The 25594-nt window shown below is 70.7% G+C and carries 28 protein-coding genes and 1 pseudogene; 11 read left to right on the top strand and 18 right to left on the bottom strand.

Annotated elements, in window-relative coordinates:
• Nucleotides 1–99 precede the first annotated feature (99 nt).
• The gene (locus M2283_RS05565) at nt 100–1020 is read right to left on the bottom strand and encodes a helix-turn-helix domain-containing protein (protein ID WP_280874892.1); all 921 of its coding nucleotides are present in this window, start codon (nt 1018–1020) and stop codon (nt 100–102) included.
• Between the two features lie 63 nt (nt 1021–1083).
• Between M2283_RS05565 and M2283_RS05560 the strand changes: the two genes are divergently transcribed.
• Nucleotides 1084–1902 carry a phytanoyl-CoA dioxygenase family protein gene (locus M2283_RS05560; protein ID WP_280874891.1) on the top strand — a complete coding sequence of 273 codons (819 nt, stop codon included), beginning with the start codon at nt 1084–1086 and terminating at the stop codon, nt 1900–1902.
• A 19-nt stretch (nt 1903–1921) separates the two neighbouring features.
• Here M2283_RS05560 and M2283_RS05555 read toward each other — a convergent pair whose 3' ends face one another.
• From M2283_RS05555 to M2283_RS05545, 3 genes are all read right to left on the bottom strand, one after another.
• Nucleotides 1922–2890, bottom strand: a complete 969-nt coding sequence (locus tag M2283_RS05555; protein ID WP_280874890.1) for an aldo/keto reductase — start codon at nt 2888–2890, stop codon at nt 1922–1924.
• A gap of 80 nt (nt 2891–2970) precedes the next feature.
• Nucleotides 2971–3510: a flavoprotein gene (locus tag M2283_RS05550; RefSeq protein WP_280874889.1), complete on the bottom strand. Its 540-nt coding sequence runs from the start codon at nt 3508–3510 to the stop codon at nt 2971–2973.
• Between the two features lie 10 nt (nt 3511–3520).
• A complete protein-coding gene (locus M2283_RS05545; RefSeq protein WP_280874888.1) occupies nt 3521–3979 on the bottom strand; it encodes a nuclear transport factor 2 family protein in 459 nt (152 codons plus the stop codon).
• Nucleotides 3980–4094: 115 nt separating this feature from the next.
• On the opposite strand from M2283_RS05545, the gene M2283_RS05540 reads away from it, so the two are divergent.
• On the top strand, nt 4095–4655 hold the full coding sequence (locus M2283_RS05540; RefSeq protein ID WP_280874887.1) for a TetR/AcrR family transcriptional regulator: 561 nt from the start codon (nt 4095–4097) through the stop codon (nt 4653–4655).
• A gap of 3 nt (nt 4656–4658) precedes the next feature.
• Here M2283_RS05540 and M2283_RS05535 read toward each other — a convergent pair whose 3' ends face one another.
• Complete coding sequence (locus M2283_RS05535) at nt 4659–4853, bottom strand: ferredoxin (protein ID WP_280874886.1); 195 nt, start codon at nt 4851–4853, stop codon at nt 4659–4661.
• A gap of 13 nt (nt 4854–4866) precedes the next feature.
• Nucleotides 4867–6066 carry a cytochrome P450 gene (locus M2283_RS05530; RefSeq protein WP_280874885.1) on the bottom strand — a complete coding sequence of 400 codons (1200 nt, stop codon included), beginning with the start codon at nt 6064–6066 and terminating at the stop codon, nt 4867–4869.
• 272 nt (nt 6067–6338) lie between these two features.
• Between M2283_RS05530 and M2283_RS05525 the strand changes: the two genes are divergently transcribed.
• The gene (locus M2283_RS05525) at nt 6339–6791 is read left to right on the top strand and encodes a nitroreductase family deazaflavin-dependent oxidoreductase (RefSeq protein ID WP_280874884.1); all 453 of its coding nucleotides are present in this window, start codon (nt 6339–6341) and stop codon (nt 6789–6791) included.
• A gap of 90 nt (nt 6792–6881) precedes the next feature.
• On the opposite strand, the gene M2283_RS05520 is transcribed toward M2283_RS05525, so the two are convergent.
• Nucleotides 6882–7796, bottom strand: coding sequence for a cation diffusion facilitator family transporter (locus tag M2283_RS05520; protein WP_280875555.1), 915 nt, complete (start codon nt 7794–7796; stop codon nt 6882–6884).
• A 255-nt stretch (nt 7797–8051) separates the two neighbouring features.
• On the opposite strand from M2283_RS05520, the gene M2283_RS05515 reads away from it, so the two are divergent.
• On the top strand, nt 8052–8351 hold the full coding sequence (locus M2283_RS05515; protein ID WP_432423037.1) for a DUF4235 domain-containing protein: 300 nt from the start codon (nt 8052–8054) through the stop codon (nt 8349–8351).
• Between the two features lie 32 nt (nt 8352–8383).
• On the opposite strand, the gene M2283_RS05510 is transcribed toward M2283_RS05515, so the two are convergent.
• Both M2283_RS05510 and M2283_RS05505 read right to left on the bottom strand, forming a co-directional pair.
• Complete coding sequence (locus M2283_RS05510) at nt 8384–8848, bottom strand: pyridoxamine 5'-phosphate oxidase family protein (protein ID WP_280874882.1); 465 nt, start codon at nt 8846–8848, stop codon at nt 8384–8386.
• A 95-nt stretch (nt 8849–8943) separates the two neighbouring features.
• Nucleotides 8944–9663 carry a TetR/AcrR family transcriptional regulator gene (locus M2283_RS05505; protein WP_280874881.1) on the bottom strand — a complete coding sequence of 240 codons (720 nt, stop codon included), beginning with the start codon at nt 9661–9663 and terminating at the stop codon, nt 8944–8946.
• Nucleotides 9664–9790: 127 nt separating this feature from the next.
• Between M2283_RS05505 and M2283_RS05500 the strand changes: the two are divergent.
• The 4 genes and pseudogenes from M2283_RS05500 (at nt 9791) to M2283_RS05485 (ending at nt 15363) form a co-directional block, all read left to right on the top strand.
• Nucleotides 9791–11324: pseudogene (locus M2283_RS05500) on the top strand (APC family permease).
• Between the two features lie 10 nt (nt 11325–11334).
• Nucleotides 11335–12969, top strand: coding sequence for an amidohydrolase (locus M2283_RS05495; protein WP_280874880.1), 1635 nt, complete (start codon nt 11335–11337; stop codon nt 12967–12969).
• 178 nt (nt 12970–13147) lie between these two features.
• Nucleotides 13148–13303: a hypothetical protein gene (locus M2283_RS05490; protein WP_280874879.1), complete on the top strand. Its 156-nt coding sequence runs from the start codon at nt 13148–13150 to the stop codon at nt 13301–13303.
• 329 nt (nt 13304–13632) lie between these two features.
• Nucleotides 13633–15363, top strand: a complete 1731-nt coding sequence (locus tag M2283_RS05485) for a hypothetical protein (protein WP_280874878.1) — start codon at nt 13633–13635, stop codon at nt 15361–15363.
• A 70-nt stretch (nt 15364–15433) separates the two neighbouring features.
• Here M2283_RS05485 and M2283_RS05480 read toward each other — a convergent pair whose 3' ends face one another.
• The 6 genes from M2283_RS05480 to M2283_RS05455 form a co-directional block, all read right to left on the bottom strand.
• The gene (locus M2283_RS05480; RefSeq protein WP_280874877.1) at nt 15434–16684 is read right to left on the bottom strand and encodes a cytochrome P450; all 1251 of its coding nucleotides are present in this window, start codon (nt 16682–16684) and stop codon (nt 15434–15436) included.
• Nucleotides 16681–17286: a GTP-binding protein gene (locus M2283_RS05475; protein WP_280874876.1), complete on the bottom strand. Its 606-nt coding sequence runs from the start codon at nt 17284–17286 to the stop codon at nt 16681–16683. Before M2283_RS05475 ends, M2283_RS05480 begins: the two co-directional genes overlap by 4 nt.
• The gene (locus M2283_RS05470) at nt 17267–17638 is read right to left on the bottom strand and encodes a DUF742 domain-containing protein (protein WP_123996251.1); all 372 of its coding nucleotides are present in this window, start codon (nt 17636–17638) and stop codon (nt 17267–17269) included. The genes M2283_RS05475 and M2283_RS05470 overlap by 20 nt, the downstream gene beginning before the upstream one ends.
• The gene (locus tag M2283_RS05465; protein WP_030043913.1) at nt 17635–18045 is read right to left on the bottom strand and encodes a roadblock/LC7 domain-containing protein; all 411 of its coding nucleotides are present in this window, start codon (nt 18043–18045) and stop codon (nt 17635–17637) included. The genes M2283_RS05470 and M2283_RS05465 overlap by 4 nt, the downstream gene beginning before the upstream one ends.
• A 5-nt stretch (nt 18046–18050) precedes the next feature.
• The gene (locus tag M2283_RS05460; protein ID WP_280874875.1) at nt 18051–19760 is read right to left on the bottom strand and encodes an ATP-binding protein; all 1710 of its coding nucleotides are present in this window, start codon (nt 19758–19760) and stop codon (nt 18051–18053) included.
• A 258-nt stretch (nt 19761–20018) separates the two neighbouring features.
• Nucleotides 20019–20495: a GNAT family N-acetyltransferase gene (locus tag M2283_RS05455; protein ID WP_280874873.1), complete on the bottom strand. Its 477-nt coding sequence runs from the start codon at nt 20493–20495 to the stop codon at nt 20019–20021.
• Between the two features lie 98 nt (nt 20496–20593).
• Between M2283_RS05455 and M2283_RS05450 the strand changes: the two genes are divergently transcribed.
• Together M2283_RS05450 and M2283_RS05445 are read left to right on the top strand one after the other, a co-directional pair.
• Nucleotides 20594–20956, top strand: a complete 363-nt coding sequence (locus M2283_RS05450; protein ID WP_280874872.1) for a DUF1304 domain-containing protein — start codon at nt 20594–20596, stop codon at nt 20954–20956.
• Nucleotides 20953–21516, top strand: coding sequence for a TetR/AcrR family transcriptional regulator (locus tag M2283_RS05445; RefSeq protein ID WP_280874871.1), 564 nt, complete (start codon nt 20953–20955; stop codon nt 21514–21516). Before M2283_RS05450 ends, M2283_RS05445 begins: the two co-directional genes overlap by 4 nt.
• A 7-nt stretch (nt 21517–21523) precedes the next feature.
• Here the strand turns inward: M2283_RS05445 and M2283_RS05440 are convergent, their stop codons facing one another.
• Together M2283_RS05440 and M2283_RS05435 are read right to left on the bottom strand one after the other, a co-directional pair.
• Nucleotides 21524–22390, bottom strand: a complete 867-nt coding sequence (locus M2283_RS05440) for a hypothetical protein (RefSeq protein WP_280874870.1) — start codon at nt 22388–22390, stop codon at nt 21524–21526.
• A 72-nt stretch (nt 22391–22462) separates the two neighbouring features.
• Nucleotides 22463–23422, bottom strand: coding sequence for a GlxA family transcriptional regulator (locus M2283_RS05435; protein ID WP_280874869.1), 960 nt, complete (start codon nt 23420–23422; stop codon nt 22463–22465).
• A 71-nt stretch (nt 23423–23493) separates the two neighbouring features.
• Here M2283_RS05435 and M2283_RS05430 point away from each other — a divergent pair, with 71 nt between their 5' ends.
• Entirely contained in the window at nt 23494–24444 is a 951-nt protein-coding gene (locus tag M2283_RS05430) for an NADP-dependent oxidoreductase (protein WP_280874868.1), read from the top strand.
• Between the two features lie 27 nt (nt 24445–24471).
• Here the strand turns inward: M2283_RS05430 and M2283_RS05425 are convergent, their stop codons facing one another.
• Complete coding sequence (locus M2283_RS05425) at nt 24472–25578, bottom strand: NAD(P)-dependent alcohol dehydrogenase (protein ID WP_280874867.1); 1107 nt, start codon at nt 25576–25578, stop codon at nt 24472–24474.
• Nucleotides 25579–25594 lie beyond the last annotated feature (16 nt).

Genomic DNA, 25594 nt, shown 5'->3' with positions numbered 1-25594 from the left:
ATTGGCAATGGTATTCACTTGGCCCCGTACCGAACCCGCCGCGAACCATTGACCAGGGGTTCCACCACACGCCCCTCGGCTCCCACCGGGCGACACCCTTCACTCGCCAACCATTGAACCGCCCGCCCGGTAGGCGCCCGGCGGTAGTCCAAATCGTGCGCGGAACACCCGATTGAAGTGGAACGCGCTGACGAACCCCGACGCGGCCGCCACCCGCTCCACCGACAAGTCCGTGCTTTCCAACAACCGGGCGGCATGCCTCAGCCGCGCCTCGCGCAGCGCCCGCATCGGGGACCGGCCCGCCTGACGGGTGAACAGGTGGGCGAATCGGGAGGGCGAAAGGGAAACACTCTCGGCGAGCGAACGGACGGTGTGCGGGGCGCCCGGATCGGCGTCGATCAGCTCCTGCGCCCGGCGCACCCGGAGGTCGACACCCGACGCGGGCGCCGTCGGCCGGGCGGTGGCGGCCGTGAGCAGGACGACCTCCTCCAGGGAGGTCAGGGCGAGTTCCCGGGCGGCGGTCGCATGGGCAACGGTGACCCTTTCGTCCCCCGACACGCCGACGGGCGGCGGCTCGCTCCCCGTCCAGCGGGCGTCGGCGTGCATCCGGCGGAACGCGGCCTCGACACGGCCGTGCAGCGCCGGCGGTGTGGGGGTGACGACGTACAGGCCGTCGCCGGTGTCGTACGGGCGCAGCCAGGGTGACCAGGACGGCCGCGCCACGCAGTGGGCCCACCAGAACTCCCAGTACTGAGCGCCCGGTTCGACGGCGTACTGGTGCGGGACACCCGGGGCGAGTACCACCAGGTCCCCCACGCCGGCCCGTGCTTCGGTCCCGCCCTGACGCAGCCGGCCGCCGCCGCCCGTGGTCCAGGTGAACAGCCAACTGTCGGCGCCGCGGGGCCGGTTCACGCCGTAGCCCTGGAGCTGGTGGTAGCGGCCGACCACGACCAGGCCGGGTGGCGGAGCGGGGTCGCCGGGGGCAGCAGTGCCGGGCAATCGGTCAGCATTCACGGGCATCCCTCTCAGCTGTGCGGCGGCCTAGCGTGACATGCGTAGGACACCTCAGCGAGGAGTGGACGCATGACAGTCACAGGCAACAGCTCCGTCGGCACTCCCATCCTGACCCAGGCCGGGCTGGAGGGGTTTCGCGAGGACGGGTTCACGATCGTCCGGGGGCTCTTCGGGTACGACGAGATCGACCGGCTGTGCGCCGAGTTCAGGGCGCTGCACGCGGCCGGGCCGGTACCGGGGTATTTCGCGCCGCGCCCCGGCCCCGACCCCCTGCACACCCACCCGCGCGTGATGCAGCCGCACGAGATCAACGGGCTCGCGCTGCGCGTCCTGCTCGACGCACGGCTGGGGTCGGTGCTGGAGACGCTGCTCGGCGAGGAGGTGCTGGCCGCGCAGAGCATGTTCTACTTCAAGCCGCCGGGGGCCCGGGGGCAGGCGCTGCACCAGGACAACTTCTATCTGCGGGTCGAGCCGGGCACGTGCGTGGCCGCGTGGGTGGCCTGCGATGTGATCGACCGGGACAACGGCGGGCTCGAAGTCGTCCCCGGTACGCACCGGATGGACCTGTTCTGCCCGGAGGAGGCGGACGAGGGGGTGTCGTTCGCGCGGGAGTACGTTCCGCCGCCGCCGGGACTCGCGGCCGTGCCCGTCGACCTGCTGCCGGGAGACGTCCTGTTCTTCAACGGCAGCCTGGTGCACGGCTCGCAGCCCAACGGCACGGCCGATCGGTTCCGCCGCTCGTTCATCGGCCACTACGTGGGGCGGTCGGCCGAGCGGATCGGCGCGTACTACCGGACGGTGTCGATGAGTGGCGACCGGGTGGTGCTGGCGGAGAGCGAGGGCGCGGGGCCGTGCGGCACGGAGTTCGCACCGCACGGGCCCCATTGAGCGCCGGTGTGCGACTAGCTCAGTGACCGATGATCGGGTGCGGAGCGTAGGGCTGCTCCAGCTCCTCCAACTCCTTGTCGCTGAGCTCCAGTTCGACGGCGGCCACCGCGTCCTCGATGTGCTGTGGCTTGGCCGCGCCGACGATCGGGGCCGCCACGGTGTTCTGGCGCAGCAGCCAGGCGAGGGCGACCTGGGCGCGCGGAACGCCGCGGTCGCCGGCGATGCGGGTGACGGCCTCGACCACACCGCGGTCGCCCTCGGCGTAGAGGCGGCTGCCGAAGTCGTCGCTGGCGCTGCGCTCGGTGACGGTGCCCCAGTCCCGGGTGAGCCGGCCGCGGGCGAGCGGGCTCCAGGGCAGGGCGCCGACGCCCTGGTCGGCGCAGAGCGGCAGCATCTCGCGCTCCTCCTCGCGGTAGAGGAGGTTGTAGTGGTTCTGCATCGACACGAACTTCGTCCAGCCGTGCCGCTCGGCGGTGTACTGCATCTTCGAGAACTGCCAGGCGTACATCGAACTCGCCCCGATATAGCGCGCCTTGCCCGCCTTCACCACGTCGTGCAGCGCTTCCATCGTCTCCTCGATCGGGGTGTGCGGGTCGAAGCGGTGGATCTGGTAGAGGTCGACGTAGTCGGTGCCGAGCCGGCTCAGGCTGTGGTCGATCTCGGTCAGGATCGCCTTGCGGGACAGCCCACCGCCGTTGGGTCCCGGCCGCGTCCGCCCGTGCACCTTCGTCGCGAGCACGACCTCGTCGCGGTCGGCGAAGTCGCGGAGCGCCTTTCCGACGATCTCCTCGCTGGTGCCGTCGGAGTAGACGTTCGCCGTGTCCAGGAAGTTGATCCCGGCCTCCAGCGCCTGCCGGATCAGCGGACGCGAGGCCTCCTCGTCGAGGGTCCACTCGTGCACGCCCCGGTCGGGCAGGCCGTAGGTCATGCAGCCCAGACAGATCCGCGACACGTCCAGACCCGTCGAACCGAGCTTCACGTACTGCATCTTTGCTGCTCCCGCCTTCGAGATGAGGTACTGATTCGGAGCGTACGTCGTCCCCGCCGGGAGTCACGGTCCGACGAAGCTCACGGCCTCGACCGCTCCAGAAGGTCCAGTGCCCGCTCCCACCCGAACTCAGGCCGTGCGCCGTCCTGCCCCACCTCACCGGAGTAGGGCTCGCCGAACCGGACGCCCATCCCGCGCAGCCGTATCAGGCTGTCCTCGTAGGCGGGGTGGGCGGCCAACGCGTCGGCCACGCACGGCAGTACGGCGACCGGTACGCCGAGGCCGTACGCCTCGCAGAGGGTGGCGACGGCGAGGGTGTCGGCCAGTCCCGCGGCCCATTTGTTGATCGTGTTGAAGGTCGCCGGCGCCACCACGACCGCGTCCGGCGGCGGGAAGGGGCGTGGATCGCCGGGTGCCCGCCAGGCGGAGCGGACGGGCCGGCCGGTCTGCGCCTCCACGGCGGCCGGATCGAAGAAGCCGCCCGCCGCCACGGGCGTGGCGATGACGCCCACCTCCCAGTCCCGCTCCTGCGCGGCCGTGATCAGTTTGCTGACGTCGGCGGCGATCCCGGCGGCGCAGACGACGACGTAGAGGAAGGGTTTCGGGTCCGGTTCGGTCATCCCGGGAACCCTACTCAAGCGGGAAGGTCGCCCCGCGTTCGGCCTCGGGGCGCGGGCCGTGGATGCGACGCTGCTTCTCCTCGATGGGCACGTCGTTGATGCTGGCCTCGCGCCGGGTCATCAGGCCGTGCTCGTCGAACTCCCACAGCTCGTTGCCGTAACTGCGCCACCACTGGCCGTCGGCGTCGCGGCACTCGTACTGGAACCGGACCGCGATGCGGTTGCCGTCGTAGGCCCACAGGTCCTTGCGCAGGGCGTACTCGCGCTCGCGCGCCCACTTGGCGGTGAGGAGCTCGACGATCTCGGCGCGGCCGGTGACGAAGGTGTCGCGGTTGCGCCAGACCGAGTCCTCGGAATAGGCGAGCGAGACCTTGTGCGGATCGCGGGTGTTCCAGGCGTCCTCGGCGGCCTGGACCTTCTGCGCGGCGGTCTCGCGGGTGAACGGGGGCAGGGGCGGACGGTCGGCCATGGAGTGCTCCTCGACGGGCGAACTGGTGCGGACAGGCCAGGAGAACGTGCGTTCTCCGACTGGCTGCTACCGTAGGAGAACGCTCGTTCTCGCGTCAAGGAAGGGTCGTACGGAGATGGCCGTCACGGACAGCGCAGCCGCCCGGGAGCAGGCGCTGGACGCCGCCGAGGAGCTGTTCTACGGGCGGGGCATCCAGTCCGTCGGCATGGACGACGTGCGCGGCGCCTCGGGCCTCTCGCTCAAGCGGCTCTACCGGCTGTTCCCGGCGAAGGAGCAGCTGGTGGAGGCGTATCTGGAGAGGCGGGACGTGCGCTGGCGCGGGCGGCTCGCCGCGTTCGTGGCGGACCGGGAGGATCCCGAGGAGCGGATCCTGGCCGTCTTCGACTGGCTGGAGGGGTGGTTCGGCGAGGAGGGGTTCCGCGGGTGCGCGTGGATCAACTCCTACGGTGAACTGGGCGCCACCTCCGCCCGGGTGACGGCCCAAGTACGGGCGCACAAGCGGGAGTTCAGGGATTACCTGACCGGGCTCGTGGCGGCTGCCGGGCTGCCCGACGCCCTGGCCGGGCAGTTGTTCCTGCTGGCCGAGGGGGCGATGGTCAGCGCCGGCATCACGCGGAGCACGGAGCCCGCGCGGGAGGCGCGCGAAGCGGCGCGACTCCTGCTGCGGGCCCGCTGAACCTCAGTCGTCCGACACGGCGATCGCACTCACCGGGCAGGCCCGGGCGGCCTCCCGCACCATCGGGTCTGCGCCGCCGTCCTCGCGGCCCGGCAGCAGCGCGCTGAATCCGTCGTCGTCCTGGGTGAAGACCTTCGGGGCGGCCAGGGCGCACTGGCCGGCGCCGATACAGACGTCCTTGTCGATGTCGATGTGCATGGCCGTCAGCCTCTTACCAGGTCACGGGGAGTTCCAGCATCCCCTGGATCGTGTCGCCGGGCTTGAAGGGGATCTCCTCCGCCGGGACGGCCAGGCGCAGGGTGGGCAGCCGCTCGAAGAGGGTGCGCAGGGCGATCTCGAGTTCGGCGCGGGCCAGGTTCTGGCCGAGGCACTGGTGGATGCCGAAGCCGAAGGCGACATGGTGGCGGTTCGGCCGGTGCCAGTCGAAGGTGTCGGGGTCCTCGTAGACGTCGGCGTCGCGGTTGATGACCGAGGTCGAGAAGAGCACCGGGTCGCCGGCCCTGATGGTCGTGCCGCCCGCCTCGATGTCCTCGGTGGCCCGGCGCAGCAGTCCGTCGGCGATCGACAGCATGCGCATCAGCTCCTCGACCGCGTCGGGCAGCAGCTCGGGCCGCGCACGCAATTCGGCGAGGCGCTCGGGGTGTTGGAGCAGCGCGAAGGTGCCGAGCGAGATCATGTTGGCCGTCGTCTCGTGCCCCGCGATCAGCAGGATGGTCGCGAACGACATGACCTCACGGCGGTCCAGCTCGCCCTCGCGCAGTTTCTCGTGGACGAGTTCGTCCAGCACGCCGTCACCGGGCTCCGACTGCTTCAGCTTCGTGTCGATCAACTGCGCGAAGTACGCGTCCAGTTGATCGCGGGCGTCCTGTACGTCGGAGACCTTCGGGCCGCGCAGCAGCCGGCGCGACTGCCCCTCGAAGAACTCGTGGTCGGCGTAGGGGACGCCGAGCAGCGCGCAGATCACCATCGACGGCACGGGCAGCGCGAAGGCGCTCACCAGCTCGCCGGGCGGTCCCTGCGCGATCATCGCGTCGAGGCGTTCGTCCACGATCCGCTGGATCTCCGGGCGCAGTGCGGCGGCCCGCCGGAGGGTGAAACTGGGGACCATCATCCGCCGCTGCGTGCGGTGCTCGGGGTCGTCGAAGCCGAGCAGCGCGACCTTCCGGTTCTTGGCCGCGGTGAAGCGAATGTTGGGCGCCGGGAAGTCGGGGTGGGAACGGTCGCTGGACAGACGCTGGTCGGCGAGCAGGCTCCGGGCAAGCGTGTGTCCCGTGACCAGCCAGGCCTTTCGGCCGTCGTAGAGGGTGATCCGGGTCAGCGGGCGGTCGGTGCGCAGCGGGTCGTACGCCGTGGGCGGGTGGTAGGGACAGGTCCGGTCCTGGGGGAAGGCGACGGGTTCCGTTTCCGTCATGGGGAGACCTCGCAGACGAAGGGTGCGTCGTGCAGATCTTCATTAGATGCCCCAGGCATCTATGGGACGACGACAAGTTCGGCCAGATCGGTGACGGAGGTTTTCTGGCCGGGGATGATCGCTCAGGAATCGAAAACCGGTCACGGCATCGGCCGTACGGGTGCCGCCGATGCAGTGCGGGGGAAGCGGCATGCGGTAGGGATGATTACCGCACGCGACGCTGTTGAAGCGGAGCGGAAGAAACCCGTAGACACGACGATGGGACGGATGCCATGCCTCTTGAGGGCGAGTACGAACCCAGCCCGGCGCAGTGGGTGCGTGACCAGGTGGAGCTGTTCGAGAGCTCCGGCGGCGCCAAGGGGAACACCCTGCGGGACACCGGCCTGCCGGTGATCGTGCTCACGACCCGCGGCGCCAAGAGCGGCAAGATCCGCAAGACGCCGCTGATGCGCGTCGAGCACGACGGTCGGTACGCCGTGGTGGCCTCTCAGGGCGGGGCGCCCAAGCACCCGGTCTGGTACCACAACATCAAGGGCGACCCGCACGTGGAGCTCCAGGACGGGCCGGAGCCGGTGGACATGACGGCCCGCGAGGTCACCGGTGCGGAGAAGGCCGAGTGGTGGGAGCGCGCCGTCGCGGCCTATCCGCCGTACGCCGACTACCAGAAGAAGACGGACCGGCAGATTCCCGTCTTCGTTCTCGAACCGGGCGCCGGGAACGCGTGATCCGAGTTCGGACGCACACCCCCTGACCAGGTTCCGAAAAAAAATTTCGGACAGGGGTGCATGACCCGGGTGTCCCCGGGCACGCGTGCGTCAGGCCCCGCCGCGTTCCCCCGTCGCGGCGGGGCTCTCCTCTGCCTCCCGGGCCTGCCGGTCGGTGATGTCCAGGAAGATCTGGTCCGCCTCGGACACGGCGTCAGAGATGGTCTGCTTGATCCGGACGGCGACCTCCTCGACCACCTCGCTGTCCAGGCCGCCCACCAGATCCACCCGGGCCGCCACCAGCGCGCTGTCGAGGCCCGTCTTCATCGTGAACAGGGCCTCCACGCTGTCGATCTCGGGCTGCTCCTCCAGCAGTTCCCGGATCCGGTCCGCCGCCTCCGGGTCCGCGGCCTCGCCGATCAGTTGGTCACGGGCGTCGCTGCCCAGGCGGTAGGCGACGAAGACGAGCAGCGCACCGATCGCCATCGAGGCCGACGCCTCCCACGCCACCTGCCCGGTGACCATGTGCAGCGCCATCCCGGCGGCGGCCAGCGTCACACCGAGCACCGCCGTCCCGTCCTCGGCGATGACCGTGCGCAGCGCCGGGTCGCGCAGTCCGCTCCGGCCGCCCTGCCGGTGCGCCTGGTGCAGCGCCCTGACCAGCGAGAGGCCCTCGGCGACGAAGGCGACACCCAGGACGATCAGGCCCATCACATAGCCGCTGTGCTTCTCCTCGGCGCCGTTCCTCAGGGCCTCGAAGCCCTGGAAGAAGGAGAAGCAGCCGCCCATCACGAAGATCCCGACGGCGGCGAGGAGCGACCAGAAGAAGCGTTCCTTGCCGTAGCCGAAGGGGTGGCGCCGGTCGGCGGGGCGGCGGCTGCGGCGCAGCGCGGCCAGCAGGAAGACCTCGTTCAGGCTGTCGGCCACGGAGTGGGCGGCCTCCGACAGCAGGGCCGGCGAACCGGCGAGCAGTCCGCCGACCGCCTTGGCCACGGCGATCACCAGGTTGGCGGCGAGCGCCACCAGGACGGTGACGCGGGTCCTGCGGTCGGAGTTCTTCGCGGGCGTTTCCTCGGGTGTTTCCTCGGGTGCCTTATCGGATGTTTTTTCGGGTTGCTGTGCAGACGCTGTCCCAGTCACCCTCGCCGACTGCCCCTGAGCGCGCGGCTCACACGCGCCGGGATCCCGGGAGACGGGTGTGCCCACAGCCTCTTCCGGACACTCGGCTTCGGTGACACCGTCGGCATCGACCACTCGAAGGAGAGACACGTGGCCAAGACGATGAAGCAGAAGAAGCTGAAACTCCCCCTCGGTTACAAGCCACTCGGCTTCGCGCTGGGCTGGGTGAGCGGGACGCTGGCCGGCCTCGCCTTCCAGAAGACGTGGAAGGCGATCCGGCAGGAGGACAACGCACCCGACGCGCTGGACCGGGACCGTGGCTGGACGGAGGTCCTGGTGGCCGCCGCGATCCAGGGCGCCCTGTTCGCCGTGGCCCGCAGCGCGGCGGACCGCGCGGGCGCGACGGCCGTCGAGCGCCGAACCGGCGTCTGGCCGGGCGACGCCAAGGGCGGCAGGGACTGACCGGCCGGAGGAGCGGTCCTCCGGAGGCGGTATCAGTCGGCGACCAGCCACTTCCCGGCCCGCATCAGCTCACGCCCGTCCAGTTCGTCCGCCTCCCGCCAGGCCTGCACGCGCTGCGGGAACACCCTGAAGTACAGGTAGGAGGTGGTGAGTCGGCGTGGATCGAAGCCGCACTTCGCCGCGAACAGGTCGCCCTCCCGCTCGGACAGGTCCGCGGGGGCCAGCGTCTCGACCGTGCCCTCGATCATGACCACGTCCCGGGTCGGGCCGACACCGAGGCGCGTGACGCCGGTCGCCTTGAGGTTGCGGCCGGTGGGGCTGGTGGCCGGGGTGGCGAGCAGCAGCGTCGAACCGTCCCAGCGGAAGGAGAGCGGGACGAGGTACGGCGTGCCGCCGTCGGGCGCCGCGGTGGCGACCCAGACGTCCTCGTCGTGTTCGAGTCGGTGGAGCGTGTCCTGCTTGCGCTGTTCGGGATCGCGCGCGGGTGGCCGATTCATTGTCGTACGTCCTTCTCTGACCGATGGACCGATGGCTTGATCACGGACAACCTGCTGTCACGGGGATGACGCTCGGGCGCCCCGCGATGTGACCGTCACCCCTCCTCCCCCGCCCGGATCTCCGCGAGCCGTGCCGCCGCCGCGCTCAACAGGAGGTCCAGGGCGGCCGGGTACGAGCTGCGTGGCATGTCGGCGACCAGGTGGCGGGCGGTGGCGGCGATGTGCGGGTGGGTGGCGGCGGGCAGCCTGGCGTACGTCGCCCGCCATACGTCCGCGTCCGCCGCGCGGGCCGTCTTCGGCATCGCGATGCTCGCCGAGTCGAGGGCGCCGAAGGCGAGGCACTGGTCGACGAAGGCGTGGTAGATCCGCACGGCCTCGGGGTCGGGGAAGCCGGCGCCGCGCACCACGCCGAGGATGGCCTCCACGGCCTGGATCTCGTGCACCCGCCCGGTCACCCGGTACGAGCTGAGCACGGCGGCCCTGGGCTGGGCGAGGGCGCCCGCGTGCATCCGCAGACCGAGGTCGCGCAGGTCGGCACGCCAGTCGCCGGTGGGGCACCAGGTGCGCAGGGTACGGCCGATGAGCTCGTCGGCGACGGCGAGCAGCAGGTCGTCGGTGTGGCGGAAGTAGCGGTACAGCGAGCTGGGGTCGGCGCCGAGGGCACGGCCGAGACGGCGCACGGACAGGGCGTCGGCGCCGTGCTCCTCGATCAGCCTCAGGGCCGTCTCGACGATCAGCTCCTCGGACAGGACGACGCCCGCCTTGGTGGGGCGCCTGCGCCGCCGGTCGGCGGCCGGGACGACGCGCTCGCTCATGGACTGCCTCCCTGGGGCCGGTGCCCGCACCTTATGACAACATCGTTGACCTGTTAAGTGCGCGGGCAGTTTCATGTGCGGTCACCGGGGCCTGTCAGGCCCCCCAGGTGCGAGCGGAGACCCGGCCATGACCGAGAAGCCCTACGGAGCCGACCCACCCGCGCGGCCGGAATCCGAGCTGCGCAGGTCCCTCGGTCTCCTGGACGGCGTCGCCGTCGCCGCCTCCAGCACGGCCGCGACCACCACCATCGGCATCGGCCTGGGCATCACGGCCGGAGTGGTGGGGCTGCATCTGCCGGCGATCATGCTGCTGGCGTTCCTGCCGATCGCGGGCATCGCGGGCGCATTCTCGCGGCTGAACCGGGTGGAGCCGAACGCGGGCAACGGCTATGTCTGGGTGGGCCGTTCACTCAGTCCGTGGCTCGGATTCATGGTCGGCTGGGTCAACATCGTGGCGACGGTGGCGTTCCTCGCGTACACGACCGCGGTCACCGGCTCGGCCCTGATCCAGCTGGCCGGCGAGGCCGAGGCACCGGGTGGGCGGGCTCACCCTGGACGCGGGCTCGACCGCGCAGACCACCGCCATCGGCGTCGTGGTCCTGCTCGCGGTCACGCTCACCGCGGTCACCGGCATCCGCACCGCCGCGCGCCTGCAGAGCGGGCTGCTGGTCTTCGAGTACGTCGTCCTGCTGGGGTTCTGCGGATACGGCATCGTCACCGGCCCGCACGCCTTCAGCCTGAGCTGGTTCGACCCGTTCGCCATTCCCTCGGCCACCGCCCTCGCGCAGGGGCTGCTGCTCTCGGTGTTCTGCTACTGGGGTTTCGAGGCCGCGTTCAGCGTCAACGAGGAGGTGCGCGACCCGCGGGACGCCTCCCGGGCCGGCTTCATCACCCTGTTCACCATGCTGGCGCTGTTCCTGCTCGGCTCGGTCGCCTTCCAACGGGTGCTGTCCGAACCGGAGTTGGTCGGGCACGGCGCCGAGGGACTGGCGTTCTTCGGCGACCGGCTGGCCGACCAGCCGCTGGCCGCACTGCCGCTGGTGGCGCTGATGTTCTCGGCGGTCGCCTCGCTGCAGGCAGGAGTGATCCCGACGGCCCGCGCGATGTTCGCGATGAGCCGGGACCGTACGCTCGGGCCGGTGTGGTCCAAGGTCAGCCCGCGGTACGGGACTCCGGCCGCCGGCACCCTGCTGATCGGCGCGCTGGCGGCGGCGGTCGCGGCGCTCGCCCTGGTCATCCCCCGGCTCGCGGACCTGATCATGGCGACGGTGAGCGCGGTGGGGATCGTGGTCGCCCTGTCGTACGCGCTGACCGCGCTGGCGGCTGCCGTGCGCTTCCGCTCGCTGCTGCGCGAGGACCTCAAGGAAGGCGTACGGGCGGTGGTGCTGCCGGCGTTGAGCGCCGCCGCGCTGCTCGGCCTGGGCGGCTACCTCGGCTGGTCCTTCTACACCTCCACCGACCATTGGTCCTTCTACACCTCCACCGACCATCTCGAACTCAGCGCGGACAACGGCTGGTTCCTGCTGCTCACCCCGCTGGTGATGATCGCGTCGGGCTTCGTGGCCGCCGCGTGGTCCAAGTGGGTGCGCAGATCTCCGTACTTCCGCACCGGCGAGGGCACCGACGCCGACGCCCCGCACCTGCTCCCGGCACCCCACTAGGAAACGGACCATGCACGCAGACCTTCTCTTCACCGGCGGCCCCGTCCTCACCCCGGAGGGCCGCACCGCGACCGCCGTGGCCGTCAGCGGCGACCGCATCGTCGCCGTAGGGCGCGACGAGGTCCTGGATCTCGCCGGGCCGCGCACCGAAGTCGTCGACCTGGCCGGGCGGTTGCTGTTGCCCGGCTTCCAGGACGCGCACGTCCACCCCCTGCCGGCCGGCCTCGAACTCACCCGGTGCGACCTGACCGGGACCCGGACGGCCGCCGAGACCGTGGCCGCGGTGCGCGCGTACGCCGACGCCCACCCGGAGCTGGAGTGGATCACCGGCGGCGGCTGGTCGATGGAGGCCTTCGAGGGCGGTGTGCCGACGAAGGAGCTCCTGGACGCGGTCGTACCCGACCGGCCCGTCTACCTGCCCAACCGCGACCATCACGGCGCCTGGGCCAACAGCCGTGCCCTGGAGCTGGCGGGCATCACCCGCGACACCGCGGACCCGGCCGACGGGCGCATCGAGCGGGACGCGGCCGGTGAGCCGAGCGGCACGCTGCAGGAAGGTGCGATGCAGCTCGTCGGGCGGCTCACCCCGCCGGCCACACCGGCCGACCGGCTGGCGGCCCTGCTGCACGCGCAGCGCCATCTGCACGCGCTCGGCATCACGGCCTGGCAGGACGCGCTCGTCGGGGACTTCCTCGGTATGGACGACCCGTCCGAGGCGTACCTCGCGGCGGCCCGGGACGGCTTGCTCACCGCGCGGGTCGTCGGGGCGCTGTGGTGGGACCGCGAGCGCGGGGCCGAGCAGATTCCCGAACTCGTCGAGAAGCGGCAGGAGTTGAGCCACGGGCGGTTCCGCGCGTCCAGCGTCAAGCTGATGCTGGACGGGGTCGCCGAGACCGGGACCGCCGCGCTGCTCGACCCCTATCTGGACAAGTGCGGCTGCGCCACCGCCAACCGGGGCACCAGCTTTCTCGACGCCGATCAACTCCCCGCATATGTCACCGAGTTGGACGCCTTCGGCTTCCAGTGCCACTTCCACGCCCTCGGCGACCGTGCCGTACGCGACGCACTGGACGCGATCGAGGCGGCGCGGGCCGCGAACGGACCGAGCGACACGCGGCCCCACCTGGCGCATCTTCAGGTCGTCCACCCCGACGACGTGCCGCGTTTCGCCCGGCTCGGCGCCATCGCCAACATCCAGCCGCTCTGGGCGGCCCACGAGCCGCAGATGGACGAGCTGACCATTCCCTTCCTCGGGCCCGAACGGGCCGCGTGGCAGTACCCGTTCGGGGCGCTGCTGCGCTCCGGCGCCCGGCTCGCGGCGGGCAGCGACTGGCCCGTGAGCAGCCCCGATCCGTTCCAGGGAATCCATGTCGCGGTCAACCGCGTGGCGCCCGACGGTGGCGACACGCCGGTGTTCCTGTCCGCCGAACGCATCGGACTCGCCGAGGCGTTGACGGCGTACACGGCGGGCTCGGCGTATGTGAACCACCTCGACGACACCGGGCAGGTGCGGGTGGGAGCCCTCGCGGATCTCGTGATGCTGGACCGCGATCCGTTCGACGGGCCGACGGAGGCGATCGCGGAGGCGCGGGTCGCGCGGACATACGTGGGGGGCGCGCGAGTATACGCAGCTCAGGAGGCATGAGCAGTAACACAGATCACGGACAGGTCACGTGTTGATCATTTAGGTTCTGGGAAGCCTCGTACCGGTTTGAGGTTCAACTTTCGGCCATAGAAGCTGAGTTCGAATGCACGGGTGGCCGTCTCGGCCACCCGCTCGCAGGGCGGGGGGCTCTGTATCGCCGTTTCCCGGAAGGAAGCGCATGCCTCAGGACGTCACGTTCGACCTCCCCTTCGACATGCCCGTCAGCAGACATCTGGAGTCCGCCCAGGAGCGCCAGCCGTGCCGGGGCCGCGAGTGCTTCCTGATCGACACAGCTGAGGCGGCGATGCGGGTGCTCGTCCTGCAACAGGAGTGATGCGACAAGGGCCGCCGTTCATGGAAGGCCGCCGGTGTCGAGGATGAATCCGCCGTGGACGAGCGGCTCGCCGCGTTCGAGAACCTAGCGGGTTCGGGGCGGTTCGTCCTCGAAAGGGCAAGCGGGCGGATCCGCTCCGCTTCCTCGGCCGTCACCGCGGCAGTCGTGCCCCTCGCGGTCGTTCGCGGCACAAGCGCGGGGCCTGTCGCGCGAGTCCGGCTGTTCGGCGAGGCCGTCGCAGAAGTCACAGAAAACCCTCGGACCCGACCGGCCGACAACCACGGTCGATCGATTCCGTTGTCATGACCACAGCTTGATCGGAGACCGGTGTGAAATCTCGAGTCGTAGGTGCTCTTCCGAAGGGGTCCGCCGACAGCTCGCTCCCGGCGCAGCCAAGCGCCCAGCTCCAGCCCACGGAGGCGGGGAACACCCTGACCCGCCTCCTGGCGAAACGCATCAACGAGAGCACGGAGCAGTACCGAAGCTCCCAGAACGCCGCTCAACAGCGGCTGGCCGCACTCGGATCCCCGCACTACAGCACCACGCTGCAAGTGGAGGGAGCCCTCCATCTGGCGCGACCCGCGTTCCTCCCGCCCGACGAGGAGGGCTACGCCAGGTTGAGGCACCTCGACACCAGCCTGCGCGTGATAGAAGCAGCCTTCCCCCAAGTCAGCACCGATACTGAGGTCTGCCGGCTGACCTGCATGATGCTGGAAGGGGCCTGGAGGAGCCGGGCACTCACCCCACCGAGCGAGGAGGAGCAGTCAGCCGTCTGCACCTGCCCTCTGTGCCTTCGGCTGCCCACGCCCCCCGCACGCACACTGGACGACTACCGTTGGCGGCAGAGCGCCGGGCGTCCCCTCACCGTCAAGACCTGGCCGAACCGCCGGGAACTCGACAGCGTCCTGACCGGCGGATGGTCCTGGACCCGGCAGCTCAACGACCTTGAACGAGACCTCGGCCACCGCCACCGCTTCGAAGACGACATCCTCGTCTTCCACGAATACAAACGCGTGATCGACACCATCGACACAACGCGCCTCACCCAACACGTCGAAGACCGCCTGGCCGAGAATTTCAGCACCAACAGCGCACGGGCCCTGGTCTCCGGACTCTTCGCAGCCCACAAGCGATCCGTCGACGAGTACTGGCTCCAACAGCACCACGCGGGCAGCGTCACGCTCCCCCAGACCAACCCGCTCAGCCAGAGCACCTACTCGATCCTGCAGATGCTGGACTGCCTGTTCTGGCACGTCGCCCCCGACACCGAACTCTGGCAGGAAGAAAACCTCGCCTCCCTGCTGCTGTGCCGCGTCATCGACGACATGGCCGACGTAAGAGCGGACGCCCTCACCGGCGAGATCAGCAACTTCTGGCTCGCCGAGATGCCCACCCACAGCAAGGCCCTCTACGCAGCCTGCGCCATAGCCATCGTCAAGTACGGCTGCATGCCCGAGGCGCACGACCCGATGTGGAACACCTGGCTGATGACCACCACCATCGTCTGGATGGGGCTCACGGGCCGCCACGCCCTGTGGTTCGACGGCATCACCGCGGGCCTCCCCCCGGCCGAGGCGTGCCCGCTCTGCGACCTGCAGCCCAACCCGTGCACCGGCATCTTCACCCGCGGCACCACTCTCACCATCGCCCCGCGGCCCACCGCACCGGTACTGAGCGCTCGGGCCGCCGAGCTGTCCGCACGCTGCCAAGCCCAGTACCCCGAGACTTGGCCCCTCTTCGACGCCGAGCTCCATGCCTTCGAAGCGCTGCACGGCCCCTGGCACGGCGACACCGACAACGCATGGGAGATCTTGCGCCGCACCTACATCGCGGCCGTGGAGGCATCCAGCGCCGCGCCGTCGACGGCCCGCGCCCGTCAGGTCCAACAAGACGCCGGCGTCATCGGATCCGAAAGGTTTCACGCCCTGCACGACCCTCGGACCGGGCGGGAGGACACCACACTGCTCGCCTACATGTTCGGCTCCGCCCACCCGCATTTCCTCTGGAACGCCACGGGATACCGCCCCACGGACGTCGCAGGCGACTGGCTCGACGGCTGACGCCTCGATCCTGTTCCAGGTGTGCGCAGACAGCACTGCCCGGCCGGGGTCCGGCCGGGCAGCGGTGGTGTCAGACGGAGAACTCGACCGGGAGGTTGTCGAGCCGGGAGTCCCAGGTGGTGGCGGTCGAGGAGAGCTCCTCCGACGGCACGGCCAGGCGGAGGCCCTGCAGCCGGTGCAGCAGGACGTCCACGCCGATCTCGATGATGGACTGGCCGATGTTCTGCCCCGGGCACTCGTGCGGTCCGGCGCTGAACGCCAGGTGCGCCTGGTTGCCCTGCAGAGCGACGGCCGAGTCGGGCCGTACCTCCGGGTCGAGGTTGCCGGCGGCCAGGCCCAGGACGAGCAGTTCGCCCTCCTGGATGTGATGGCCGCCGAGCTCCAGGTCGGCGGCCGCGAACCGGCCCGGCAGCACGGACAGCGGCGGGGTGTCCCACATGACCTCCTCCACTACGGAGGAGATGTTCAGCTGCCCGCTGACCAGCCCGGACAGCCGCGCGGCGTCGGTGAGGACCAGGTGCAGGACCCGCGCCAGCAGGTTGCTGGTGGTGGTGTGTCCGGCGATCAGCACCAGGCGCAGATGGCTGACGACCTCGTCGTGGTCGAGGCCGGCCGGGTGCTCCAGCAGGGCCGTGGCGAAGTCGGAGCCCGGCTCGGCCCGCTTGCGATCGGTGAGGTCCGAGAGGATCTGCATGATCCGGCCGTTGTGCTCAAGGGCGCCCTCGCCGCCCTTGAAGACCTGGGCGCACGACTCGACCAGGCGTAGCCCGTCCGCCGCTGGAAGGCCCAGGATCCGGGTGAGCACGAGCATCGGCAGGTGTTCGGCGTAGTCGGCCACCAGATCGGCGCGCCCGGCGTCGGCGAACGCGTCGATCTGCTTGTTCGCGTAGTACGTGGTGTGTCGCCGCACGCCCCGGCTGGACGCCGCGAGCAGCCCGTCGGTGACCGCGCCGCGCAGCCGGCGGTGCGGTTCGCCGTCCTGGGACACGCAGTCGGGCCGCCAGCCGACCATCGGGATCAACGGTGACGTCTCGTCGACACGCCCCTCCCGCCAGTCCCGCCAGATCCGCGCGTCCCGGCTGAACTGGCGCGGATTGTCCAGCACCCGCCGGTTGTCCCGGTAGCCGAGCACCAGCCAGGCCGGAACGTCACCCTCGAGGAGCACAGGTGCGACAGACCCGTGCTCCTTGCGCAGCCGCTCGTAGATGCCGAGCGGGTCGGTCGACGCCTCCGGCCCGAACAACCGGGTGACGTCGGCCGAACCGTGGGCGACGGGGCAGCCCCGCGGGGCGTCGGGACCACTTAAGGGCTGGTCGTTCATCGGGACTCCAGGGCGACGGCCGAGCGGTCCTTGAGGTGCTGTATCAGGGCGACGAGCACATCGCGGCTGGAGTCGCGGTCGCGGGCGTCGCAGGCCACGACCGGGGTGTGCGGGGAGATGTCGAGGGCGTCCCTTATCTCGTCGACCGGGTGGTTCTTGGAGTCGGGGAAGACGTTCAGCGCGATGACGAAGGGGACGTTCTGCCGCTCCATCTCCTCGATCGCCCGGAAGCTGGAGGCGAGCCGGCGGGTGTCCACCAGGACGACCGCGCCGAGCGCGCCCTTGAACAGGCCGTTCCACAGGAACCAGAACCGCTCCTGGCCGGGGGTGCCGAACAGGTACAGCATCAGGCTCTCGTTGAGGCTGATCTTGCCGAAGTCCAGGCTGACGGTGGTCTCCGTCTTGTCGGCGACACCGATGAGGTGGTCGACGTCGGCGCTCGCCTGGGTGAGCGTCTCCTCGGTGGTCAGCGGCTTGATGTCGCTGACGGAGCGGACCATGGTGGTCTTTCCGGTGCCGAAGCCGCCGGCGATCATCACCTTCACCGAGCGGGTTCCCCCGCCGGCCGGCCGGCCGGGATGGTCAAAGCCTTTGAAGTCCACTGAGTACCTCCTCAAGGAGCGCGAGGTCGGGCCCGCGACCGGCGTCGTGCGCCGGGATCGGATCACGGGCGTCGACGCGGCCTGCCTCGAGCAGATCGGCGAGCAGCACCGCGAGAATGTTGAAGGGGAGTCCGAGGTGGGCGCCGAGTTCGGCCACCGACAGCGGATCGCGGCAACGCCGGACGATCTCCTCGTGCTCGTGCTGCATGCCCGGTACGGGGGCGGTCAGGGAGACGATGAGGGTCGCCACGTCGAGACTCGACGCCGAACCGCCCGGTCCGCTGCGTCCTCCGGTGAGGACGTAGTAGCGCTCAAGACCGGACGGGTCCGTGGGCGGACGGGGAGCACTCATCCAGAGTGCTCCTCCAGGCGCGGAGTGGTGCCGAGGAGTTCACCCATCCTGCGGGCGAGATCCCTCATCTGATGGCCGAGCAGGCCCTGGTCGAGGCCTTCCCGGGCCAGCACGCCGAGATACGTCTCCACACCGGCGCGGACGACGAAGAGGTGGCCGCCATCGACCTCGATCATCGCCAGCCGCAGCTGCCCCGCGTACTTGGGGAACTGCTCGGCGACGGGCTGGGCGAGGGCCTGCAGTCCGGCCACGACGGCCGCGAACCGGTCGACGTCGTCGGGGTCTTCGGCACCGAAGCTGGTGATGGCCTTACCGTCACTGGAGGCCACGAGGGCGAAACGGATCTCCGGGATGGACTCCACCAGATCGCGGAGCGCCCAGCTCACGTCGGTTCCCTGTTGCGTCATGTGGACTAGTCGCTCTCTTCAGTGCGGTGCTCGGTGGACTCACGGCCGGCCGGCGCCGCGTCCTCCTCGGTGATCTCCCGGCCGGCGGTCGCGAAAGCGGCCAGGCCGGCGAAGGACTCGTCCGGCGGGACGGCGAAGACCGTCGACTCCTCGGTCCGCTCCACGGCCCTCGGCTGTGGCTCCTCGTTCCGCTTGCTGCGGCGCCGGGGCAGTCCTCCGGGTGTGGTGTCCGCGGCCTCGCCGAACTCGGCCTCCGCCTCGGGTACTTCGTCCACCGCCGCCGTGCGGCCCGGGACGGCCGTGGCGGGCTGTGCGGCCTGGACCGGCTGGGCCGTGGAGGTCGCGGGCAGCGGGCTGAAGTACTTGTGCGGGACCACGAGAACCACCGAGGTGCCGAGCCACGGCGAGTCCGCGAAGGTGACGCGGATGCCGTAGCGACGGGCGAGGGCGCCGACGACGCGCAGACCGATGTTGGCGTCCTCCGAGATACCGCCGAGACCCGCGCCCACCCCGGTGCCGGCCAGGGCGTCATCGGCCTCGCGCTTCTTCTCCTCGCTCAGGCCCTTGCCGGAGTCCTGGATCTCGATGCCGACGCCGTTGGGGACCTCCTTGCCGGAGACGACCACCGGCTCGGTGGGCGGCGAGTAGCGGGCCGCGTTGTCCAGCAGGTGGGCGAAGATCAGCGTGAGGTGGTCCACCAGGCCGCCGTCCACGCCGAGTTCGGGCAGATGGCGCACCTCGACGCGGTGGAAGTCCTTGATCCGGCCGATGCCGCCGCGCATCACGCTGAGCAGACGCTGCGGCTCCTGCCACTGGCGTCCGGGCCGGTCCGAGCCGCCGAGCACGCCGATGCTGGCGGCGAGCGAGTCGGCGGGGCCTAGCTCCTGGTCGAGCTCCATCAGACCGCGGGCGACGGCCGGCAGCCGGCCGTGCTCGCCCTGCATCTCGTGCAGCCGACCGCGCAGCTTGCTGGTCAGGACGTGGATGCGGTTGCCGATGCTGATGACGGCCTGCTCGGCCGAGGTGGAGCGGTTGAACTCCTCCTCCACGCCGATGAGGGCGGTCCTGAGCACCTTGCGCAGGTCGGCCTGGAAGTCGGCGCCGACCTTGGCGCACTGGCTCGGCTCGGGCAGAAGGTCGTCGACGGCATCACCGGCGCGCAGTTGTACCAGCGCGTTCGGCAGCTGCTCGTCGCCGAGCTGGGCGAGCGCGGTCTGCTGGTGGGCGACCTGCTCCTGCCAGACCTCGGCCTGATCGACGAGCTGGGCCTCGTAGGACTTGGCCTGCTCGGTCAGCCGGAGCTCGAACGCGGCGGTCTGCTCGGCGAGCTGGGCCGCCAACGCGGCTGTCTGCTCGGCGAGTTGTGCCTCGTAGGCACCGGACTGGTCGGCGAGCTGGGACTCCAGGGAGCCGCGCTCGGCGGTGAACTTCCGCTCCAGGCCAGCGACATGCTGCTGCCACTGCTGGGACTGCTCGACCTGCGAGCTGCGGAAGGAGCCCTCGACCCGACGCAGTTGCGTCCGGGTGCGAATCAACAGCCGTACGCAGACGGCGCTCGCGGCCGTGGCCACGGCACCGGCGACGGCGGCCGTTATTCGCTCGGAGCTCATGAACGTGGCGGCTACTGTTCCGCCGCCTAAGGCCAGCGGCATCAACCACCAGCTGTACCAGGCGACAGGGGCCCGCGCCGCCGGCGGCGGAGTGGCGAGTTCCATCTGCATCCTTCGAAGCAACCCGATCGAACAAGGGGAATGTGCTGGGGGACCGCACTCATGACCACGCGACACGAGATGACCGAACGCGATCGGGTCAACTCGCAGCGTCGGGAGGGAGCTTATCGGGTTCCGACCCTAAAAGATCAACCTAGATCGTTTGGCGGAAGTGGGGATTCCGTCATTGTTGGCCAATGGTCCGTTCGTCGACAAACCGCTTTCCCGACCCGGGTGTTGGGCCCTCGGCGTTGGACCCGCACGTCAGAGGGATTGGCGCAATGTGAGCGTCATGGCGCCGAAGCCGTTGCGCTCGTAGAACCGGATGGCGTCGGCGTTCGCCGAGTACGCGGTCACCTCGGCGTGCTCGGCCCCCTCCCGTCGGGCCCAGTCCAGGAACTCCCCCACGAGCCGGGCCCCGGCCCGCGCACGCCGGTGTTCCGGGCGGACGTACAGACTGATCAGGGTCGCGGAAATGACCAGCCGTTTGTCCGTGGGCCCGCTGACGGATCCCATCAGGTGGCCGACGACCTGTCCGTCGCACTCCGCCGCGAGGACGAGCCGCGCCGGGTCCTCCAGGGCGGCGGCGAACGACGCGGCTCCGTGCTCGCGCGGCCAGTCGACGTTCATGCTCGCGTCGCGGGTGCCGCCGTCCTCCGCGAACAGCCGCGTACTGGAGGCGACGAGCCCCCGTATGTCCTCGGCGCGGGCGGTTCGAACGATCAGCTCTCCACCAGTCATGGGCCCGAGGCTAGCGACCGACACTGACATCGTCCGGTGAGATTTCCTGGACAGATGTCCAGCTATGATGGACACCTGTCCACGAAATGGAGTTCAGCATGGAGACGGTCGCGAACGTGCTCGTCGGTCTGGTGGCCGCCCTGCACGCCTACATCCTGGTGTTGGAGATGTTCCTGTGGGAGAAGAAGCCCGGGCGCGGGCTGCACGGCTTCGACCCGGAAATGGCGAAGGCGACCGCCCCGCTGGCCGCCAACCAGGGGCTCTACAACGGCTTTCTGGCCGCCGGACTGGTCTGGGGCCTCATCGCGGCCGACCCGACCGGCTTCCGCGTCCAGGTCTTCTTCCTGTCCTGCGTCGTGATCGCGGGCGTGTACGGCACGGTGACCGCCAACCGCCGCATCCTGTTCGCGCAGGCACTGCCCGGCGCGATCGCCCTGGCCGCCGTCCTGATCGCGCAGTGACACGCCCCGCGCCGGAGGACCCACGGGCCGCGCGGACCCGGGCGCGGCTGCGCGAGGCCCTGCTCGCCGAGTGCGCCGAACACCCGCTGGCGGAGGTCGGCGTGGCCGCCCTGGTGCGCCGGGCCGGGGTGGGCAGGGCCACCTTCTACGTCCACTACGCCGACCTGGAGGCCCTGGCCGTCGACGCCTGCGCGGACGTCGTACGGGAGGCGGTGGACGCGCTGCACTCCTGGCAGGGGCGGCCCGATCCGGTGCACGCGCCGCCCGCGCTGGCCGAGTTCTTCGCCTCGCTCGCCCCCCACGCGGGCCTGTACCGCGCGCTGCTCGCCCCGGGCGGCGGCGGCCCGCTCGGCCGGGTGCTGCACCGGGATCTGCGGGCCTACAGCCTGCGCGAGCGTGAACGGGCGGGCGCGGCGGACGCCCCGCTGGTCGCCTCCGCGGTCGCCGCGACCTTCGCCGGCGTCCTGGCCGACTGGCTGCACGGACTCCTGGACGCCGACGCGCCCCAAGTCGCCGACCAGGTCTGGCAGTTGCTGGTCGCACTGCACGCGAGCAGGTGACGGTCCCTCAGTCGCAGAGCCGGCCCGGACGAACCTGCGGCCAGGCCTCGACGCCGTCGGCCGTACGGACGTACGCCCTGGACGAGTCGTCGTCCGTCAGCCACAAGTGCCAGCCGCCGCGACGGTATCCGGTGTCGTGGGCGTCGGCGGGCATCCGGACATCTCCGTCGTACGCCGAGGTCAGCATGGAGTCGGCGAGCACGCCGTCGGGATCGCGGGCGTAGAGCCTGCCCTGCATGTCCCCCTCGCCCTCCCCCAGCGACAGGAAGTGTGCCTTCTCCCAGTCGCAGTGCTCCGCACCGACGGAACTGTGCACCTTGGCGATCGGCACCCGTTTGCCCCGCGCGTCGGTCCAGATCTCGTACCACTGCCCGTCGGTGTAGCTCGCCGGGAGTTCGGCCGGATCGCAGGAGGCGCTGGTGTCCGGGCCCCAACCGGGCCTGTTCTTCTGGTCCTTGGCGACGACGACGGCGACCTTGGTCCGCCCGGCGACGTCGAAGGAGTACAGGACGCGGTCCGCTTCTCTCCGCTCGACGCGGTAGCCGTGGTCCGGGTAGGCGGGCTGCTCCATGTCGAAGAAGGCCCGCAGTCCCTCCTCTGGCGTCGAGGCGCCGTCGCCCTTGCTCCACGGGTCGCTGCCCCCGCCGGAGTAGATCTCCCCGTCGCACTCCAGGGCCCGGCCCGCCGCGCCCGACTCGATCCGGGTGGCGCGGGCGCTGTCCTCGTCGAGGTTCTTCGTGGGCACGTGCAGGGGCCCGCTATAGGGCACGGCCGGAGCGGTCCCGGCGACGACCATGTCCTGGCCCTTCTCGCTGCCGCATGCCACGGCCGCCGACGCGACCACCACCGTCGCCACCACAAGACGTCCGCGCATCACTGCCGCCCCCGTTCCACCTGCCTGCGTTATCCAGTCCTCCGACGTGGCAGTGCCGCGGAACGTTCACGATCAGTGCGCGGCGGCCTGGAAGGTACGCCGGTACGCCTGTGGTGAGACGCCGATCGCCGCGTGCAGGTGCTGGCGCAGCGAGGCGCCGGTGGCGAAGCCGACCTGGCCGGCGATCTGGTCCACGGACAGGTCGCTGGACTCCAGCAGGTGCCGGGCGTGGGCGACCCGGTGCTGGATGAGCCAGCGGCCGGGGCTGACGCCGACCTCGTCGTTGAAGCGGCGGGCGAAGGTGCGCATGCTCATCCCGGCGTGCCGGGCGAGGTCGGCGAGGGTCAGTGGTTCGTCGAGGTGGACCAGGGCCCACGCGCGCGTGGCGGCCGTGCTCGCCGCGCCCGGCTCGGGCATGGGCTGTTCGATGTACTGCGCCTGACCGCCGTCGCGGAACGGCGGGACCACCAGGCTGCGGGCGACGGTGTTGGCGAGCTCGCTGCCGTGGTCCTCGCGCACGATGTGCAGGCAGATGTCGACGCCGGAGGCGGCACCGGCCGAGGTCAGGATCCGTCCGTCGGCGACGAAGAGGACGTCCGGGTCGAGGTCGATGTGCGGGTACATGCGCCGGAACGGCTCGACGAGCTGCCAGTGCGTGGTGGCCTTGCGGCCGTCGAGCAGACCTGCGGCGGCGAGCACGAAGGCGCCGGTGCAGATGGAGACGATGCGCGCGTCGGGCCGGATGAGGGCGAGCGCGGCACGGAGCTCGTCCGACAGGTCGGCGGTCACCCGGGACGAGGCGACGGCCGCGACCACCACCGTGTCGGCCGTGGCCAGGATCTCGGGCCCGTGCGGGACGCCGACGGTGAAGTCGGCGTTGGTGCGCACAGGACGGCCGTCGACGGAGCAGGTCAGCACCTCGTACCGGCCGTCGGCCGCTTCGAAGATCCGGTTGGGGATGCCCAGCTCGAAGGGGTGCACGCCGTCCAGGGCCAGCACCACGACCCGTTCCACTCGACTGTTTCCTCGCATGGCACGATCCTATCGAAGGTTGGCCATCGTGCCATTTCCCTGTCGGGCGGCCCCGGGCAGGCTGGTTCACCATGAGCACTGTGAACACGATGCGAGCCATCAGCCAGGACACCCTCGGCGGACCCGAGGTCCTCAAGATCGTGGAGCTGGAACGCCCGGAGCCGCGCACCAACGAGGTGCTGGTCCGCGTCCACGCCGCCGGCCTCAACCCGACCGACTGGAAGCACCGAAAGACCGGCGGCTTCCTGGGGCAGCCGCCCTTCACCCTGGGCTGGGACGTCTCCGGAGTGGTCGAGGCGGTCGGCGTCGGCGTCGCCCGCTTCCAGCCCGGCGACGAGGTCTTCGGCATGCTGTCCTACCCGTACGGGCACGGCTCGCACGCCGAGTACGTCACCGCCCCGGCGCGCACCTTCGCGCACAAGCCGGCCTCGATCGACCACACCCAGGCGGGCGCGCTGCCGCTGGTCTCGCTGACCGCCTGGCAGGGACTGGTCGAGTACGCGGACGTCCAGCCCGGACAGCGGGTGTTGATCCACGCGGCGGCCGGCGGGGTCGGGCACGTGGCCGTGCAGATCGCCAAGGCGCGCGGCGCGTACGTGATCGGCACCGCGAGCGCGGGCAAGCACGACTTCCTGCGCTCGATCGGCGTCGACGAACCGATCGACTACCGGGAGACCGACTTCACCGAGGTGGTGAAGGACGTCGACATCGTCCTGGACACCCTCGGCGGCGACACCGCCCTGCGCTCCATGCGCGTCCTGCGCCCGGGCGGGCAGCTGGTCTCGATCGTGCCGATCGGTTCGAACGACTTCTACGAGGAGGCCGAGCGGCTCGGTGTACGGGCGCTGCGCATGCTGGTCGACGCCTCCCACAGCGACATGGCGGCGATCGCGGAGCTGGTGGAGGCGGGCAGGCTGCGCGCCACCATCGCCGGGACCTTCCCGCTGGCCGACGCCGCCGAGGCACACACGCTCGGCGCCACCGGCCGCACCGCGGGCAAGCTGGTCCTGCTGATGGACTGACGCGTCCGTCTCAAAGGCGGACGCCGGTCAGAACGTCAGCACCGGTTTGATGGCCTTGCCCGCGCCCATGTCCCGTACCGCCTGATCGATCTCCGCGAACGGATAGGTGCTGATCAGGCGGTGCAGCGGGAGCCGTCCGTCCTTCACCAGCCGGACCAGGGCCGGGATGAAGGACTGCGTCTCGGCGTCGCCGAGGGTGAGCCCGACGATCCGCTTGCCGCCGAGCAACCCGTTGACGTCCAGGGCGACTTCGGTGCCGAACGGCGGGGCTCCTACGACGACCAGGGTGCCGCGGGCGGCGAGCGCGTCGACGCCCTGGCGCAGCACACCGACGTTGCCGGTGGTCTCGACGACGCCGTCGGCGCCCTGGCCGTCGGTGATCTCCGCCAGCGCCTCGGCGAGGTCGGCCGTGCCGGCGTCGACGGTGTGGGTGGCGCCCAAATCCCTTGCCAGCGAGAGCCGTTCGCCGATCCGGTCGACGGCGACGATGCGGGTCGCGGAGGTGAGGGCGGCGGCCATGACGGCGGACAGGCCGACGGCTCCGGCGCCAAGGACGACGAGGGTGCTGCCGGTGGTGGGCTTCAGTACGTTCCAGACGGCGCCCACGCCGGTCTGTACACCGCAGCCCAGCGGGGCGACGGACGTCAGCGGCACCTCCGGGTCGACCTTGACGAGACTGCGCTCGTCCACCAACGCCCACTCGGCGAACGACGATTGACCGAAGAAGTGCCCGCCCAGCGGAGTGCCGTCCCGGTTGATGGTGCTCGTCCCGTCGGCGCGACGACCGCCGATGAGGTTCAGCGGGAGCCAGGTCGCGCAGTACGCGGGGTGGCCGCCGTGGCAGTTGCGGCACTCGCCGCACGAGGTGAAGGAGAGCACGACGTGGTCGCCCGGGGCGACGCCGGTGACGGCCGGGCCCACGGCTTCAACGACCCCGGCGCCTTCGTGACCGAGCACGCCGGGCAGTGGGAAGGGCAGGCCGCCGCTCGCGACGCCGAGGTCGGTGTGGCACAGGCCGGTCGCCACCATGCGGACCACGGCCTCGTGCGGTCCGGGCTCGTCGAGTTGGACGTCGGCGAGGGTGAAGGGCGCTCCGCCGGACTCGACGACCGCGGCGCGGGTGGTGATGGACATCGTACGAACTCCCTTT

The organism is Streptomyces pseudovenezuelae (assembly GCF_029892565.1).
Lineage (GTDB): Bacteria > Actinomycetota > Actinomycetes > Streptomycetales > Streptomycetaceae > Streptomyces > Streptomyces pseudovenezuelae_A.
This window is presented reverse-complemented; position numbering and strand designations above follow the sequence as displayed.

Excerpts from the sequence above, each read along its gene's own strand:
- M2283_RS05565 (WP_280874892.1), bottom strand. The coding sequence starts at position 1,020 with ATGCCCGTGAATGCTGACCGATTGCCCGGCACTGCTGCCCCCGGCGAC.
- M2283_RS05560 (WP_280874891.1), top strand. The coding sequence starts at position 1,084 with ATGACAGTCACAGGCAACAGCTCCGTCGGCACTCCCATCCTGACCCAG.
- M2283_RS05555 (WP_280874890.1), bottom strand. The coding sequence starts at position 2,890 with ATGCAGTACGTGAAGCTCGGTTCGACGGGTCTGGACGTGTCGCGGATC.
- M2283_RS05550 (WP_280874889.1), bottom strand. The coding sequence starts at position 3,510 with ATGACCGAACCGGACCCGAAACCCTTCCTCTACGTCGTCGTCTGCGCC.
- M2283_RS05545 (WP_280874888.1), bottom strand. The coding sequence starts at position 3,979 with ATGGCCGACCGTCCGCCCCTGCCCCCGTTCACCCGCGAGACCGCCGCG.
- M2283_RS05540 (WP_280874887.1), top strand. The coding sequence starts at position 4,095 with ATGGCCGTCACGGACAGCGCAGCCGCCCGGGAGCAGGCGCTGGACGCC.
- M2283_RS05535 (WP_280874886.1), bottom strand. The coding sequence starts at position 4,853 with ATGCACATCGACATCGACAAGGACGTCTGTATCGGCGCCGGCCAGTGC.
- M2283_RS05530 (WP_280874885.1), bottom strand. The coding sequence starts at position 6,066 with ATGACGGAAACGGAACCCGTCGCCTTCCCCCAGGACCGGACCTGTCCC.
- M2283_RS05525 (WP_280874884.1), top strand. The coding sequence starts at position 6,339 with ATGCCTCTTGAGGGCGAGTACGAACCCAGCCCGGCGCAGTGGGTGCGT.
- M2283_RS05515 (WP_432423037.1), top strand. The coding sequence starts at position 8,052 with ATGAAGCAGAAGAAGCTGAAACTCCCCCTCGGTTACAAGCCACTCGGC.
- M2283_RS05510 (WP_280874882.1), bottom strand. The coding sequence starts at position 8,848 with ATGAATCGGCCACCCGCGCGCGATCCCGAACAGCGCAAGCAGGACACG.
- M2283_RS05505 (WP_280874881.1), bottom strand. The coding sequence starts at position 9,663 with ATGAGCGAGCGCGTCGTCCCGGCCGCCGACCGGCGGCGCAGGCGCCCC.
- M2283_RS05495 (WP_280874880.1), top strand. The coding sequence starts at position 11,335 with ATGCACGCAGACCTTCTCTTCACCGGCGGCCCCGTCCTCACCCCGGAG.
- M2283_RS05490 (WP_280874879.1), top strand. The coding sequence starts at position 13,148 with ATGCCTCAGGACGTCACGTTCGACCTCCCCTTCGACATGCCCGTCAGC.
- M2283_RS05480 (WP_280874877.1), bottom strand. The coding sequence starts at position 16,684 with ATGAACGACCAGCCCTTAAGTGGTCCCGACGCCCCGCGGGGCTGCCCC.
- M2283_RS05470 (WP_123996251.1), bottom strand. The coding sequence starts at position 17,638 with ATGAGTGCTCCCCGTCCGCCCACGGACCCGTCCGGTCTTGAGCGCTAC.
- M2283_RS05465 (WP_030043913.1), bottom strand. The coding sequence starts at position 18,045 with ATGACGCAACAGGGAACCGACGTGAGCTGGGCGCTCCGCGATCTGGTG.
- M2283_RS05460 (WP_280874875.1), bottom strand. The coding sequence starts at position 19,760 with ATGGAACTCGCCACTCCGCCGCCGGCGGCGCGGGCCCCTGTCGCCTGG.
- M2283_RS05455 (WP_280874873.1), bottom strand. The coding sequence starts at position 20,495 with ATGACTGGTGGAGAGCTGATCGTTCGAACCGCCCGCGCCGAGGACATA.
- M2283_RS05450 (WP_280874872.1), top strand. The coding sequence starts at position 20,594 with ATGGAGACGGTCGCGAACGTGCTCGTCGGTCTGGTGGCCGCCCTGCAC.
- M2283_RS05440 (WP_280874870.1), bottom strand. The coding sequence starts at position 22,390 with ATGCGCGGACGTCTTGTGGTGGCGACGGTGGTGGTCGCGTCGGCGGCC.
- M2283_RS05435 (WP_280874869.1), bottom strand. The coding sequence starts at position 23,422 with ATGCGAGGAAACAGTCGAGTGGAACGGGTCGTGGTGCTGGCCCTGGAC.
- M2283_RS05430 (WP_280874868.1), top strand. The coding sequence starts at position 23,494 with ATGAGCACTGTGAACACGATGCGAGCCATCAGCCAGGACACCCTCGGC.
- M2283_RS05425 (WP_280874867.1), bottom strand. The coding sequence starts at position 25,578 with ATGTCCATCACCACCCGCGCCGCGGTCGTCGAGTCCGGCGGAGCGCCC.